Below are 14,323 nucleotides of genomic sequence, written 5' to 3'. Positions count from 1 at the left end.
CATGATATAATTCCTCTCGTTATTTCTGTTCAGAGAGGAACTTATGATGAGAGAAACGAATAGCATTCGAGCAAAGCTGACACTATTTTTAACCATTTTGATTCCGATTTTAATCACCCAAGCAGGTCTTTCGCTTATTACCTTTTTAGATACGGTGATGTCTGGAAAAGTGAGTGCAGAAGACCTTGCGGGTGTTGCGATCGGTTCTAGTATTTGGACACCTGTTTATACGGGACTTGCCGGGATTTTGATGGCCGTTACTCCGATTGTGGCTCAGCTGATGGGCGCTGGGCATAAAGATGATGTTCCCCGGGCTGTCTTTCAGGCGATCTATTTGTCCTTTCTTTTAAGTATCGCTGTAATTGTCATTGGTACGATCAGCGTTCCTTACATACTCGGAGGACTTGGACTCGAGCACTCTGTAGAGGATATTGCCCGGCATTTCCTCAGCTTTCTTGCTTTTGGCATCATTCCGCTGTTTGGTTATTCGGTGCTAAGGTCATTTATTGATGCATTAGGGAAAACACGTGTGACAATGTTCATCACGCTCACAGCACTTCCTATTAACTTTGTTTTAAATTACGTATTTATTTTTGGGAATTTTGGCTTTCCAAAGCTTGGGGGCGCGGGTGCCGGCCTTGCATCTGCAATGACGTATTGGGCGATTTTCATCATGAGTATTTGTATTGTCATTAAAGCAGAACCATTTGCCTCATTTCGTTTGTTTCAAAAACTGCCTCGAATGAATATCTCCCGTATAGGGCAAATACTGAAAATTGGCCTTCCTATCGGGTTTGCGATCTTTTTTGAAACGAGTATCTTTGCAGCAGTGACGCTATTAATGGGGCACTTTGATACCATTACTATTGCCAGTCACCAAGCAGCGATGAACTTTGCTTCTATTCTTTATATTTTACCGCTTAGTATCTCAATGGCATTAACGATCGTTGTTGGGTTTGAAGCGGGGGCTAAGAGGTATAAAGACGCGCAAAGCTACAGCTATATCGGCATTGGAACAGCGGTATTATTCTCATTATGTACGGCGGCCCTCATCTTGCTATTCAGACCAGAGATCGCTGGTTTATATACAGCTGAATCAGCTGTTTTACAAATGACACAGCACTTTTTGATTTACGCGATCTTTTTCCAGCTGTCAGATGCGATTGCTGCACCCATTCAAGGGGCTCTGCGCGGCTATAAAGATGTGAATTATACGCTGATTGCTGCTTTTGTCTCTTACTGGGTCATCGGTCTTCCTGCCGGTTATCTCATTGGCACATATACCTCCTTTGGGGCGTTTGGTTATTGGATCGGACTGATTGCCGGGCTTGCCGCAGGCGCCATCGTCCTCTTTATCCGTCTCAGATTGATTCAAAAACGTCAACTCAGGCATGTATCGAATCACTAAATACAACACAAAAAAGCAGCTGACATAGATCAGCTGCTTTTTTGTTTAGTCATTCCATTGATACGTCCAGAAAATTTCTTCATCAAACCATTTTTGGACAACTGGTTCTTTGTTTTTCAGCTTTTGTTCAAGCTCTCTCAGCATGCCCTCTGTTTGCGTTCTATGCGCTCTCAGTGCATTTAATTTGATATCTGCAACATCTGTAATATCAATCACAATATCCGCATGTCCAAGGACTTCTTCTCTATTCTTCGTAATGGCCATGCAGTATGTGACAGGACGGTCTTCTTTTTTCTTGCGGTAAAGAGCACGAATCACAGCTTCACCTGTCGCATCATGATCAGGATGTACACCGTGTCCTGGATAAAACGTCACAATGAGTGTCGGTTTGACTTCATCAATGATGGTTTCCATCACATCTGCCAAATACTCGTCGTCTTCAAATTCCAATGTTTTATCACGCAGGCCAAGCATACGTAAGTCTGTGATATCCATTTCTTTGCAGGCATTGATTAATTCCTGTTTTCTTAATTCAGGAAGTGTTTCACGGTTCGCATATGTTGGGCTTCCCATATTTCTGCCCATTTCTCCAAGTGTCCCGCATGCATATGTGACGGGAATTCCGCGTTTTCTGCTTTGTGCAATGAGACCAGCAACCCCAAAAGATTCATCATCGGGGTGAGGCAGCATCACTAGTACATGTTCGTTCATGACTTGTCACCCTTTCTTCTACACCTGAAATGGTGTTTCGCTAATTTGTAATGAGATCGCTAGTTTGCCGTCTGGCAAGTGTCCAGCTAATAGCAGGCGGCCTTGGTCATCAAACACATAATCGGTTAATCCTTCTGCGTAAATCCAGCCATCTTCTGTTTTCATTCCAACACGGTATGGACCTTGTCCTTTTATTTTCGCCTGTGAATAGACGACTTTCGCGTTGCGGATATACGCAACAACCGTCATATTTTGTTCATTTACATGAGCTGAATAAGAACCAGTTGTCGTTTCAAGATGAACGAAGACTGGACGATTTAAAAACGATTCAAGATGTGCTGTGACATCTTCCGTTTGAATTGGTTTCATGAGTGGTTCCTTCCTTCATTTTGAATTAATTCTCGCAGCTTTTTCGTATGTAAGCTGATCAGCTGCAGCTGATGATCATGCTTAAGCTCACTTTCTAAAATTCTCTCCACAGCAAGCACATACTTTTGGTGTAATGGTTTCCTTGCCCGCGGATGAGTTCGTGCATCAAGTAAATCATCACATATGGCCTCGTGTAAAGAAGACATATCATCAACATCAAGCTGACGATTTTTCCATAAAGATTGATAGGCGGCTGCAAGCTCATGAGCTGACGACATATGATCACCTCTACAGTTTTGGTAACAACTTATTATGACATGATCCGCCTGCAAAAAAAAGCAAACTGCTCGTTTGACTTAATGAGAATTCGCTGTTTTTTTCATGCGTAATTGAGAGGTGGTAAACAGTAAAATCGCCACCCAAATACAAAGGAATGTTACAATTTTAGCTGCGGATAAGTGTTCGTGATAGACAAACAGCCCTAAAAACAGCGTAATTGTCGGTGCAATGTATTGCAAAATGCCCACTTGATAAAGAGGTATTCTTTTTGCGCCTTCTGAGAATAAAAGAAGCGGCACGGCTGTAAAAACGCCTGCAAAAAATAAGAGACCGAGCGACCCGAAGCTGTTAGGATTCATAGTCACAACAGGTTCTTTTAAGAAAAATAATAAGTACACAAGTGCAGCCGGTGCGAGAAGCAGCGTTTCAATCGTCAAACCAATCGCGCTCGTGAAGCTCATCCTTTTTTTAATCAAACCATAAAAGCCGAAGCTAAGGGCTAATAAGAAAGCAACGACAGGAAATGACCCGTATTGAACTGTTGAAAGGATCACCCCAAATGCGGCAATGAGGATGGCAATGGTTTGTAATTTATTTAGTCGTTCTTTTAAGAAAATAATGCCTAATAGAACGGATACAAGCGGATTAATATAGTACCCTAAACTTGCTTCTAGCATAAGACCATGATTGACTGCCCAAATGTAAACATACCAGTTGACCGAAATTAAAATAGCAGATAAAAGTAATGAAAAAAATGCTTTACCATCCAGTATGAGACCCTTCACTGTCTGCATTGCCGGGCGGACTTGTTTTAAATACAAAAGAATACCGCACATAAACACAAATGACCATAAAATTCTGTGCGCTAAAATTTCGCCTGACGAAATATGCTCCATCAGCTTCCAATATAACGGGAATAAACCCCAGAGTGTAAAAGATGCTGCCGTGTAGAGAACACCTTTTGATTGCTGTTCGTTCAATGTAACCATCCCTTTCTAAATCTAACGTATATTATAGCACGCACGCCGGCGAATGGGCATATACTAATTCAGGGCATTTAGAAAGGATGATTCACATGTTCGACTGGAACCGATTATTCCCTTTTCAAAAGCAGTTCTCAAAAGAAGCCTTAAAGAATTCAGATCCTAAAGACGTTGAGCAGTATGTCAATCAAGTCATGGAAAGTGTATTCGGCTCCAATTATCCTGCTCAGTTCCCATTTCAGGATCCCCTTTCTCAAAATCAAAAAACGAGAGAAAATGATGTCGAAAAAGAAAAAGAGCCAGAAGTCGAAGTGTTCGAGACGACTGATCATGTGTTTGTCAAAATTGAACTTGCTCGTCCGAACACAGAAAAAGTCAAAATCAAACATACAGCCAATCTGCTGTTTATTGATCATTTTCCTGAAGAAGGGACGCAGAAGAAAGTCGTTCTCCCTGCTGCTGTGAAACGAAAAGGAACGAAGGCGTCATATCAAGACGGCATTTTGGAAATTATGTTTTTAAAGCATGATGATCCAGGAATTTCTGAAATTGATATTCCATTATAAAAAGCCTGCTTTAAGAACGGAAGCAGGCTTACTCTTTTTTCTTAATAATATGGTGGATATCCGCCGCCATAAGGTGGTGGAGCAGGCGGTGGTGGCGGCGGGTAATATGGACGGGGATAATTAAAAATCGCACTTCCTAGAAATCCGCCAAGCAGTCCGCCGACTAAAGGAGCGCCAAAACCAAAAAACAAAGGGACTCTGGATTCATATGGCGGAATGCCAGGGGCGCCGCCTCGAAAATACGGAGTATGAGGGTACATGCATTTCTCCTCCTTTGTCATGTGCCTAACATCAGCATATTCATCAGGAGTTAAAATGTTTGGGCAAACCTGAAACTAGGCTTGCTCCTTTTTCCCGTGTGAGTCTGTATACTCCCCTGCCCACCGAGATACCTCATGAAACACATCATGTAACGCATTCCCTTTTTCAGTTAAACTGTAAATGACTTTGACAGGCGTCTCAGGCAGGACAGTCCGCTCTATAATCCCTTCTTGCTCGAGCTCTTTTAAACGCTCTGCGAGCATTTTTTGACTGATCGTCGGGATCGTGTCTGTAAGGTCTTTAAAACGCTTTGGTCCATCAAGCAATACATGTATAATGAGACCGTTCCACCTTTTGCCTAGGAGTAAAAAAGCTTGCTGAATGTGTGGACATAATTGGAATTCCATAAATTTCAGCCTTTCTTTTCATGATTGTTTGACAAACTAACGGTGTACAATTTAAAATAACTCTAGTTACAATAAGTAAGTTTCTCACTTTTTAGTTATTGTACCATATTATTTGCAAAAACGGGAGGAAATATCCATATGGCGACCGATCAAAAAACAATTGACATCTTAAAACAAAGAGCTTCAGTAAAAGAGTATGATACTTCTCATGAAATGACAAAAGAAGAGTTAACAGAGCTTCTTGAAATCACAACAAAAGCACCATCTGCTTGGAACCTTCAGCATTGGCATTTCACTGTTTTCCATAGTGCTGAAGCAAAAGCAAAATTACTTCCAATCGCTTACAACCAAAAGCAAGTATCACAGGCATCAGCTGTTATTGCAGTTCTAGGTGACCTTGAAGCTAACCAAAATGGCGAAAAAATCTACAGTGAGCTGGCAGAACAAGGCTTCATTACTGAAGACATTAAAGAAACATTGATGACTCAAATCAATGGCGCATACCAAAGCAAGCAATATGCACGCGAAGCAGCGTATTCAAATGCTTCATTAGCTGCTATGCAATTAATGATTGCGGCCAAAGCAATGGGCTATGATACATGTGCAATGGGTGGTTTCAGTAAAGACGCGTACATCAAAGAATTCAATGTAAGCGGCCGCTACGAGCCGGTTATGCTGATTTCAGTTGGTAAAGCAGCGAAAGAAGCTCATAAAAGCAACCGTTTCGACATCGAAGAAGTTTCTGATTTCCTTTAAAAATTGGCAAAGCCTCAGCCTTTATGCTGGGGCTTTTTTATTGGCTTTAAATATTATTTCTACATACTTTCTTTCACCTTCCTCCTCTTTACAACTTCACTCTTTCTCCTTTTTCAAAAATGAAAGCGTTATATTAGTATGATATTCACCAAAATGATTGTTTTTTCTGAAAATGGTCTTGTGATCTAATCTGACAACTGCTATTATTATGAAATTACAAAATATTCAGGAGGAAATCATGAACAAAAAATTGATGCTGGCACTACTAATCGCGATTCCATTCATCGGACAGCTCGCATTGCTGCCTTTTGCGAACCGCATTCATCCATTTGTCATCGGCCTGCCCTTTTTCCACTTCTGGCTCTTACTATGGATTGTACTCACACCAATTTGCACATTTATCATTTATAAGATGCAACATTCAAATGGAGGAACTGACTAATGCAAGGAAATTTAACAGCTTTATTGATTACTGCAAGTATTATTTTCATCGTCGTGGTCATCGGATTTGCCGCTGGTCGTGACAAATCATCAAGACAGTCAGTAGAAGAATGGTCTGTCGGCGGAAGAAAATTTGGCGGACTGCTCGTATGGTTCCTCGTTGGGGCAGACTTATATACAGCGTATACTTTTTTAGGGCTTACAAGTACAGCTTATACAGCTGGAAGCGTCGCTTTTTTCGCTATTCCTTATTCAGTCCTAGCTTATTTTATTGCTTATTTCTTTTTACCGAAACTATGGACGGTTGCGAAAAATCACAACCTTACAACACTTGCCGATTATGCACGTGAGCGGTTTGACAGCAAGCTGTTATCCAGTTTGATTGCGATTGTTGGAGTACTTATGCTGATTCCTTATATTTGTCTTCAGCTGAGCGGAATTCAAGATACGTTAACTGTCGCTGGAACTAATTATATTAATGTGAATGCAGTAGTTATTATTTCATTTATTTTAGTCGCACTTTATACATTTTTCAGTGGTATTAAAGGTCCTACATATACAGCCATTATTAAGGATATTCTCGTTTGGGTGATCATGCTGTTTATGGTCGTTTCACTGCCAATTATTCATTTTAACGGCTGGACACCGATGATGAGCACGTTAGCCAAAGAAGCCCCTCAGCTTCTAACGATCCCTGAAGGCGGTCCTAAGGGCATTTTATGGTTCATTACTGCTTCAGGCGTTTCTGCCCTTGCTTTGTTTATGTGGGCACACGCAGCAACTGGGGTTTTTACAGCCAAAAGCGCAGATGCCATCCGTAAAAACAGCATGTTTTTGCCCCTTTATAATATTGTATTGATTTTGGTCATCTTCCTTGGATTTATTGCTTTTTTAGTCTTACCAGAAGATACAAATCCAAGATTTGCTCTTCTTCATTTAATTCAAACATCATATGGCGGTGTGATGCAGGGACTCGCTTATTCAACGATTGCACTGGCTTCCCTCATTCCATGCTCCATCATGGCCATTGGCGCATCGAATTTATTTGCCAATAATTTATACCGTGACTTAATTCATCCGAATGTGTCACCTAAAAGATTGACCATCATTACACGTTCGATGGTGTTTATCGTCATCGGGCTCGCTCTTTTATTCGGAATGCTGTTCCCAACTGCACTTGTCACGCTTCAGCTCATTGGTGTTTCAGGAATGGTTCAAATATTCCCAGCTATTGCCATCAGCTTATTCTGGAAAAAACAATCGAGAGAAGCAACGATTGCCGGTTTAGTCGTTGGAATCATCGTTACCTTTACAGCGAATATCTCACAAGTTACGTTCGGTCTTTATGAAGGTTTTCTTGGTTTACTAGCAAACGTCGTTGTCATCTTGATTTTGAATCCATTCTTCCAAAAGAAAGTCACATCCAATTCTGTCATGAATGATCTATTTGAAAAGGATCATGAAAAAACAGAAGCAATCACAAACGAAGTGTAAGGATAAGAAAAAGCAGTCCCCTGATGAGGACTGCTTTTTTTATTTCATTTCTTTTTTCAAGACTTCAATGGCTTTTTTCATTTGTGTATCGTTGTTCTTTAGCTTATCTTGGATCTTTGTCATCAGAACGGTCGTTGTATCTCCTGTCAGAATACCGTCTGCCTTGAGATCGTTGTCTGTTTGGAAGCTTTTGACGATAGTCTGGAATGCTTGATCGTACTCACCGTTTGCTTTTGCTTTGTAGCCGAGCGCTTGGAACATTTTTTGAGCTGCTTTGACTTCATCTCCGTTGTCATTTAGCTCATATGATTTTTTCGGGCTTAAGTACGGCAGCTTTGCATAACTTGGGAGAGCTGCTTTCACCTGTGGTTCGATACCTTTTTTGTGAATCCAAGAACCGTCTGGTGTCAGCCATTTTGCAATGGTTAACTTGACACTAGAACCATCATTGTAGTTTTGCGCATTTTGAACAGTTCCTTTGCCAAACGTCTTTTCACCCACAATTTGAATGCCTGAAGATTGGTGCAGAGCCGCCGCCATGATTTCAGCAGCGCTGGCTGAACCGCCATTTACAAGGACAACTGCCGGCTGATGGACTTTGCGTTCTTTTTCAGCCTTGTACACTTGTTTCTTCCCTTTTTCTTCAACCTGCATGATGACTTTCCCTTTATCAATAAAGTCATTGCTCATTTCAATGGCTTCTGTCATGATGCCGCCTGGATTATCTCTTAGGTCAATGACAAAACCTTTTGCCCCTTTTTTCTCGAGGTCATCAATTGCTTTATCCAGCTCTTTCGATGTGGTTTCAGCAAAGGACGTAATTTGGATTTCTCCTATTTTGTCTTTTGTGAGTTTTGCATACACCGTTTCAAGCGGAATCGTGTCTCTTGTGATGGTCACATCTACATTGCCGACTCCTTGACGGTTAAGATGCAGCTTAACATCCGTTCCTTTTTTCCCTCTGATGAGAGAGACTGCTTTATTGACCGACATTCCTTTGGTGCTTTTTCCATCCACTTTTAAAATATGATCATGAGGTTTCAAACCAGCTTTTTCAGCAGGAGAGCCTTTAATCGGCGCGACAATTAAAATTTGTCCATCCTTCTCTTCAACTTGTGCACCAATTCCTTCAAATGAAGAAGAAATGGTATTGTTAAATCCTTCGGCTTCCTCCTGATCCATATATGTAGAGTATGGATCATCAAGTGATGCAATCATTCCTTGGATCGCACCATCTACTAGTTTTTGATCATCCGTTTTTTCGTAATACTCATCCTTTACCTTCGTATACGCAGCCATGAGTTTACTAAACTTCTCGTCTCCTGAGACGCTGACAGCACCTTGTTTTGTGATCACAAATGTAATCGCTGAGGACAGTGCAGCAGTCACCAGAATGGCTACCACGAACTTCATTTGTTTTTTCAAAAAAACACCACCTTTATCTCCTTTCATTATTATCAAGGACGATGCTTCATCCGTCAACCAAAGGATCAACTTCTATTTGAAAAGATAAGCCATTTGCCTCTCTATTGCATAATCTTTAGAGAGGAACAGGATAAAGAAAGAAGGGATTATATGAGTGATTATGTAGAAATGCTTGCTTATTTTGGCGTATCAGGTGCCCATCCTGGCGGAATTGAGTTAACAAAAACGATGATTGAGCATATAAAACTGCCGCCTCATGCACGAATACTGGACGCTGGATGCGGTACAGGACAGACCGCCGCCTATTTAGGAAATATAGGTTATCAGGTGGAGGCCATTGATACGCATCCATTGATGATTGAAAAGGCGAACCTGCGATTCAAACGGGAGGAACTGCCGATCCGTGCTTTAGAGGCATCTATTGAGCAGCTGCCCTTTCCAGATCAAGCGTTCTCTCTACTCATCAGTGAATCTGTTTTAAGCTTTACCAAGCTGCCTGATGCACTAGCTGAAATCAAACGAGTGCTTGCTCCTGGCAGTCAATTGATTGCAAATGAAGCTGTGTTAAAAGCCCCTCTTACCCCTGAAGAGCTGGCAGCTGTTCGAAATTTTTACGGCTTTCACTCGCTCTTGTCGCTTGAAGAATGGAAGGAGCAGTTAACAGCAGCAGGCTTCCGTGACATTCAGATTCTTTCATTCGATGAACATATGGTGCAGGAGGAACCGACAGAGATGGAATTATCTGAACACATACCGCCTTCTCTTTACGAGACACTGCAAACACACTACGATCTCATTCAAGCACACCGAAAGCAGTTAAGTCACATTCTATTTGAATGCACCGTATAAAATGAGCGAATCTCCTATATGTTTTGTCCAAACTCTATGAAGTCTCTCGCATAGGATAAGAGTGAATAGAGTTTTGTCATAAGGAGGAAAAACATGGAGCGCTACTACAAGCTTTGTCAGCAGCACATGGGGAAAGTCGCTAGAATTACTGACCGTAATGGCAGAGTACACGTCGGACGCATTGAGCGTGTGACAAACCGCAAAGTTTATATTCGTCCAGTCGGCGGGTCTCGCGGAGGCTTTGGCTTTGGCTATTGGGGCGGATATTATGGCTGGGGTGCAGCGTATGGCATCGGCCTCGGTTTCATTACCGGCTTCGCATTAGCAGGATTGTTCTTTTTTTAAAAGAAGAATAAGAGAAGGCCTCCCGAATAGCTGGGAGGCCTTTAACTTGTTTAGATTTTCTTTACTTTGTTCATGTATTCTTCAAATGTTAAATCATGATCATGCATCGCTTTTGCGGCTTCTTTTCCCACATAGCGCAGATGCCACGGCTCATATTCGTATTTCGTAATGTCTTCTTTTCCTTTTGGATAACGGATGATAAAGCCATATTTATAGGCGTTTTTAGCCACCCATTTGCCATCTGGTGTTTCACCAAACTTTTCAGAGATCTCAAAACCGGCACTTTTTGAGGAAATGTCCATGGCTAAACCTGTTTGATGTTCACTTTCGCCCGGTAAAGCGACTGCTTCTTGTGCTTTTTCTTTGCCTTTTAATTTGACCTCACTATCAAAAATGACTTTTTGACGGTCATAGGAGCGATAGCCAGATACTGCAGCAAGCTCGAAGTTTTCCTTTTTTGCACCTTTGAATAACTTCTCAAGCGCTTCCGCTGCTTCTTTGCGGATATATCGCTTTTCAATATCTTCCGAAAAAGAGAATTCTACTTTTGGTACAACAAGATCAGAAGGTTTATAGGTTCCTGGTAATGCATATTCTTTGTTGACAAGTGCTAGCACATTTTCAGGATTTTGAATGGTTTTCAGACCGCTCACAACCTTGATGTCATTGAAATATTCACTCTTTAACGTCAGCTCTTGATTCGATGAATCTGCCTTATCGTTTGAGTTGTGCTGGGGAGATGAACTTGCTGCGTTTTTTTGTTCGTTTGTTTTGTTTGATTCAGATGTACCGCTTTTTTGATCCAGCAACTGGCAGCCTGATAGCGCGGCTGTCAAACCAAGAATCGATGCGATTGAGAGTATTTTGTAGCTTTTCTTCATGACATACCTTCCTTTTGCTCTTCTAAAAAAATAAAGATGCGCTACATTGTAGCACACCCTTTATACTATTATAAAACGGAGTCTAGCGCAATTAAGATCATTTCATCAAACGTTGTTTGACGCTCTTCAGCCGTTGTTTCTTCTCCTGTTAGAACGTGGTCACTCACAGTCAAAATGGATAACGCTTTTCGATCAAATTTTGCTGCAAGAGAATAAAGAGCGGTTGTCTCCATTTCGATCGCTAGGATACCATATTGAGCCATGAGCTCAAGTGGTTTTTCATTGTAAAATTGGTCTGCTGTAAATACATTTCCGACACGTACAGCGACATTTTTTGCTTCTGCTGTGTCGTAGGCTTTCTTGAGCAGGCCAAAATCAGCGCATGGCGCATAATCAATCGGTCCAAAAGCCACACGATTCATTTGTGAATCTGTTGATGATGTCTGGGCTAAAATGACGTCACGTACATTGACATCTCTTTTGATGGCTCCGCAAGATCCAACGCGAATTAAGTTTTGAACATCATAGCTTTGAATGAGTTCATTCACATAAATTGAAATAGACGGTACGCCCATTCCAGTGCCCTGTACAGAAACACGTTTCCCTTTATAGGTTCCAGTATAGCCATACATTCCGCGCACTTCGTTATAGCACTCAACATCTTCTAAATATGTATCTGCAATATATTTCGCACGAAGCGGATCGCCTGGCAGCAATACCGTTTCTGCAATTTGTCCTTTTTCTGCTCCAATATGTACACTCATTTTTTAGCCTCCACTTACGTTTACTATGTATTTTATCCTATTTATTATAAACGATCGAGCTTAAAAAAGAAAATACCAGCTGGATCTCCAGCTGGCATCATTCATTATCTATTTAACCTATCGTCATTAGTCGTTCACTGCGTTTCCACCCTGCCGGAGAGAGCTGATAATAGCACTTCCCCTTTTTCTTATCATCAATCACAACAATATCACCTGTTGTGATAAACCGCGCATTGTAATCATTAGGGACTGTATCATGTACATTAAATGTCGAGAATGCTTTTTCCAGTACATCAAGGTGTGTTCTGCCGCCAATCTTTGTCCGGTACACAGGCTGATGCCCGCTTGCAGCGCCATATTCAGGTGTCTGATAAATGGTTAAGTGAAATGCTGAAGGTTTCTTTTGAAAAAATCTCAACGTCAATTGCATTCAAATCCCTCCCCTTTTATATAAAATTGGCTGGGATCTGTCCATTTCCTTCTTCTATTTTTGTCGAATGACAGGCAATCTTTCGTCAATCTTTTTACAAACGAGAAATAGAGCGAGTCCTATCGCAAAGCCTCCTGCAACATCTGTCAAATAATGCACCCCGATATACATCCGGCTGATGCCAATGGCCAGAACGCAAAGCCCTGTGATCAAATAGACGATTTTTTGTCTTTCTTTCAGCCATGGGATTATTTCAACTAATAGATAAGCAATAAAAGGGTAGATTGTGGCTGCATTCATCGAATGTCCGCTCGGAAAGCTGTAATACGTTTCAACTACAAGGTGATCAAAGGCCGGACGCTCTCTAGCAAACAGCCCCTTTAATTCATGATTGATTGTTTTTTCTGTGAGATATAATAGAAAAAGCATCATGATAGAGTAGTAGCGCTTATACATAAACAAGACCACACTAAAAATGAGCATGATTGGAACGAGCAGCGCGCTGATGCCTAAGTCCGTCAAAGCCAGCATGACATCATTTAAAAAAGGGAGTCTGATGCTTTCAAACCATAGGATGATCTGGTTGTCCAAATCTTGAAAAGCCCCAGATGCCATGAGCGCAGCAATGGCGCCAAATAAAATGAAAAGAAATAGGATGTACACGCGAAGGATTCCCCTCCCTCTCTCTTCAGAATCTCTTCAAAGTATAGTGCCTACCACGCCTCTTCTTCAACTATCATTGCTTTTTTCAGCATATATTCAAATGTAATGTCAGCCAGCTCAAATGTTTCAAGCTCAGCAGGTATGTACCCTCTTTTGATCAGCTCCACGTAGAAGAACTCCGCAATTTCCTCTGTATCAATCACCAAATCTGCTTCTTTCATTGCATTCCGCCTCCTTTTTTATGATGTATGAACGCCGGCTGTTTTTTATTACAGTTTGTCATAATGGCTCATTCCATACATATAAATGCAGTAAACAAAAAGAAAAGGGGCTTGAAAGAATGAAATGGTTAAGCATATTAGATGGAGAAACTTTTGATCAGGTGATGGGCCGTATCTTGAGGGGATGGTTTTATGTGATTGCATTTTTCTGTGTGCCTTATTTTTTATTCGTGTTAGGACAAGTCTTTCTTTAACCAAAATGTTCGTGTAAACTTTCCAAAATAAAATCCATCATATCCTTATATTCTGGATCTTTGAAAAATTCATAGAGAATTTTATAATCGTTATAAATATCAAGAAGCTCATCCACTATAGATACAGCCAGAAATTCAAGTGAAGATTCGCTTTCTTGTTTCTCTTCTAGCTGTAATAGAGCCGTTTGGACCATATCTTCTTCTAACTCTTTTGAGGTTTCTCCGACGTAATGCACAAAAAGAAGCTGATGAACAAACTGGTCCATCTCATATTTTCTTAGGACAAGCGTTAAATCTTCCTCTTCTGTTTCCAGCCACTCTCCGTCTTTCAGCCTCGTGAGTTCGTAAATGACATCTTCCCAGCCATCTTCAAGGTAGCGCCAAATTTCAGTCCGATGACCAATGATTTTAAATAGCTCTTTTCCGTAATCTTTTACATATACAACATCGCCAATGAGGAACTCATATTCAATGTCCAGCTTTTCTGTATCGACAATCACTCCGCTATACTCATCGTAAAGCTGAAGTGATGTTTCAAAATAAAGCACCTCATTATGATTGACCTCATATAAATAGTGCTGGTCAATTTGATGGACTTTTGTAATCGTTCCGACTGTGCCGTACATGACAACGACGACAATATCCCCTACTTGATATTTTGGTGCTTTCGCCTTCATTCTGTCTCCCCCTTGCCCGACTTTTGGTCTTAACGTATCGTATGCCGGCGCAAGGAATTCTGCATGGGCAACCACACCATGCAAAACGCCATTTTATTTCTCATGAAAAAACCGCTTCTCCATTCGGATAAGCGGTTGT

At 41.2% G+C, this 14,323-nt stretch carries 20 protein-coding genes; 7 read left to right on the top strand and 13 right to left on the bottom strand.

Going from position 1 to position 14,323, the window contains the following annotated elements; genetic code table 11:
- Positions 1–46: 46 nt before the first annotated feature.
- On the top strand, positions 47–1,408 hold the full coding sequence (locus tag M1D84_RS09210; protein WP_024422692.1) for an MATE family efflux transporter: 1,362 nt from the start codon (positions 47–49) through the stop codon (positions 1,406–1,408).
- Positions 1,409–1,453: 45 nt separating this feature from the next.
- Here M1D84_RS09210 and bshB2 read toward each other — a convergent pair whose 3' ends face one another.
- From bshB2 to rarD, 4 genes are all read right to left on the bottom strand, one after another.
- Positions 1,454–2,119, bottom strand: a complete 666-nt coding sequence (gene bshB2 / locus M1D84_RS09205) for a bacillithiol biosynthesis deacetylase BshB2 (protein WP_024422693.1) — start codon at positions 2,117–2,119, stop codon at positions 1,454–1,456.
- Positions 2,120–2,137: 18 nt separating this feature from the next.
- Complete coding sequence (locus M1D84_RS09200) at positions 2,138–2,488, bottom strand: YojF family protein (RefSeq protein WP_008359999.1); 351 nt, start codon at positions 2,486–2,488, stop codon at positions 2,138–2,140.
- Positions 2,485–2,766, bottom strand: coding sequence for a hypothetical protein (locus M1D84_RS09195; protein WP_458106449.1), 282 nt, complete (start codon positions 2,764–2,766; stop codon positions 2,485–2,487). Before M1D84_RS09195 ends, M1D84_RS09200 begins: the two co-directional genes overlap by 4 nt.
- A 78-nt stretch (positions 2,767–2,844) precedes the next feature.
- The gene (gene rarD / locus M1D84_RS09190; RefSeq protein WP_048239421.1) at positions 2,845–3,756 is read right to left on the bottom strand and encodes an EamA family transporter RarD; all 912 of its coding nucleotides are present in this window, start codon (positions 3,754–3,756) and stop codon (positions 2,845–2,847) included.
- Between the two features lie 86 nt (positions 3,757–3,842).
- On the opposite strand from rarD, the gene M1D84_RS09185 reads away from it, so the two are divergent.
- Positions 3,843–4,316: an Hsp20/alpha crystallin family protein gene (locus M1D84_RS09185; protein WP_044332887.1), complete on the top strand. Its 474-nt coding sequence runs from the start codon at positions 3,843–3,845 to the stop codon at positions 4,314–4,316.
- A 41-nt stretch (positions 4,317–4,357) separates the two neighbouring features.
- On the opposite strand, the gene M1D84_RS09180 is transcribed toward M1D84_RS09185, so the two are convergent.
- The gene (locus M1D84_RS09180) at positions 4,358–4,576 is read right to left on the bottom strand and encodes a hypothetical protein (RefSeq protein ID WP_024422697.1); all 219 of its coding nucleotides are present in this window, start codon (positions 4,574–4,576) and stop codon (positions 4,358–4,360) included.
- 75 nt (positions 4,577–4,651) lie between these two features.
- On the bottom strand, positions 4,652–4,984 hold the full coding sequence (locus M1D84_RS09175; protein ID WP_024422698.1) for a winged helix-turn-helix transcriptional regulator: 333 nt from the start codon (positions 4,982–4,984) through the stop codon (positions 4,652–4,654).
- Positions 4,985–5,122: 138 nt separating this feature from the next.
- Between M1D84_RS09175 and M1D84_RS09170 the strand changes: the two genes are divergently transcribed.
- The 3 genes from M1D84_RS09170 to M1D84_RS09160 all read left to right on the top strand — a co-directional run bounded on the left by M1D84_RS09170 (position 5,123) and on the right by M1D84_RS09160 (position 7,675).
- Positions 5,123–5,740 carry a nitroreductase family protein gene (locus M1D84_RS09170; protein ID WP_151039980.1) on the top strand — a complete coding sequence of 206 codons (618 nt, stop codon included), beginning with the start codon at positions 5,123–5,125 and terminating at the stop codon, positions 5,738–5,740.
- Between the two features lie 238 nt (positions 5,741–5,978).
- On the top strand, positions 5,979–6,182 hold the full coding sequence (locus M1D84_RS09165; protein ID WP_024422700.1) for a DUF3311 domain-containing protein: 204 nt from the start codon (positions 5,979–5,981) through the stop codon (positions 6,180–6,182).
- A complete protein-coding gene (locus M1D84_RS09160) occupies positions 6,182–7,675 on the top strand; it encodes a sodium:solute symporter family protein (RefSeq protein WP_073205966.1) in 1,494 nt (497 codons plus the stop codon). Before M1D84_RS09165 ends, M1D84_RS09160 begins: the two co-directional genes overlap by 1 nt.
- Positions 7,676–7,714: 39 nt before the next feature.
- Here M1D84_RS09160 and M1D84_RS09155 read toward each other — a convergent pair whose 3' ends face one another.
- Entirely contained in the window at positions 7,715–9,100 is a 1,386-nt protein-coding gene (locus tag M1D84_RS09155; protein ID WP_073205967.1) for a S41 family peptidase, read from the bottom strand.
- 150 nt (positions 9,101–9,250) lie between these two features.
- On the opposite strand from M1D84_RS09155, the gene M1D84_RS09150 reads away from it, so the two are divergent.
- Both M1D84_RS09150 and M1D84_RS09145 read left to right on the top strand, forming a co-directional pair.
- Positions 9,251–9,949, top strand: a complete 699-nt coding sequence (locus tag M1D84_RS09150; protein ID WP_024422703.1) for a class I SAM-dependent methyltransferase — start codon at positions 9,251–9,253, stop codon at positions 9,947–9,949.
- Between the two features lie 93 nt (positions 9,950–10,042).
- Positions 10,043–10,294 carry a hypothetical protein gene (locus tag M1D84_RS09145; RefSeq protein WP_024422704.1) on the top strand — a complete coding sequence of 84 codons (252 nt, stop codon included), beginning with the start codon at positions 10,043–10,045 and terminating at the stop codon, positions 10,292–10,294.
- Positions 10,295–10,344: 50 nt separating this feature from the next.
- On the opposite strand, the gene M1D84_RS09140 is transcribed toward M1D84_RS09145, so the two are convergent.
- From M1D84_RS09140 to M1D84_RS09115, 6 genes are all read right to left on the bottom strand, one after another.
- Positions 10,345–11,175, bottom strand: coding sequence for a M15 family metallopeptidase (locus tag M1D84_RS09140; RefSeq protein ID WP_024422705.1), 831 nt, complete (start codon positions 11,173–11,175; stop codon positions 10,345–10,347).
- Between the two features lie 68 nt (positions 11,176–11,243).
- Positions 11,244–11,939, bottom strand: coding sequence for a purine-nucleoside phosphorylase (gene deoD / locus M1D84_RS09135; RefSeq protein ID WP_012010274.1), 696 nt, complete (start codon positions 11,937–11,939; stop codon positions 11,244–11,246).
- A 112-nt stretch (positions 11,940–12,051) separates the two neighbouring features.
- Positions 12,052–12,369, bottom strand: coding sequence for a hypothetical protein (locus M1D84_RS09130; RefSeq protein ID WP_024422706.1), 318 nt, complete (start codon positions 12,367–12,369; stop codon positions 12,052–12,054).
- Positions 12,370–12,423: 54 nt separating this feature from the next.
- Positions 12,424–13,032: a phosphatase PAP2 family protein gene (locus M1D84_RS09125; protein WP_213405097.1), complete on the bottom strand. Its 609-nt coding sequence runs from the start codon at positions 13,030–13,032 to the stop codon at positions 12,424–12,426.
- A 50-nt stretch (positions 13,033–13,082) separates the two neighbouring features.
- Positions 13,083–13,253, bottom strand: coding sequence for a YozD family protein (locus tag M1D84_RS09120; protein WP_065214722.1), 171 nt, complete (start codon positions 13,251–13,253; stop codon positions 13,083–13,085).
- A 250-nt stretch (positions 13,254–13,503) separates the two neighbouring features.
- On the bottom strand, positions 13,504–14,184 hold the full coding sequence (locus tag M1D84_RS09115) for a hypothetical protein (RefSeq protein ID WP_024422708.1): 681 nt from the start codon (positions 14,182–14,184) through the stop codon (positions 13,504–13,506).
- Positions 14,185–14,323: the final 139 nt, after the last annotated feature.

The sequence above is a fragment of the Bacillus sp. PK5-006 genome, assembly GCF_054161415.1.
This window is presented reverse-complemented; position numbering and strand designations above follow the sequence as displayed.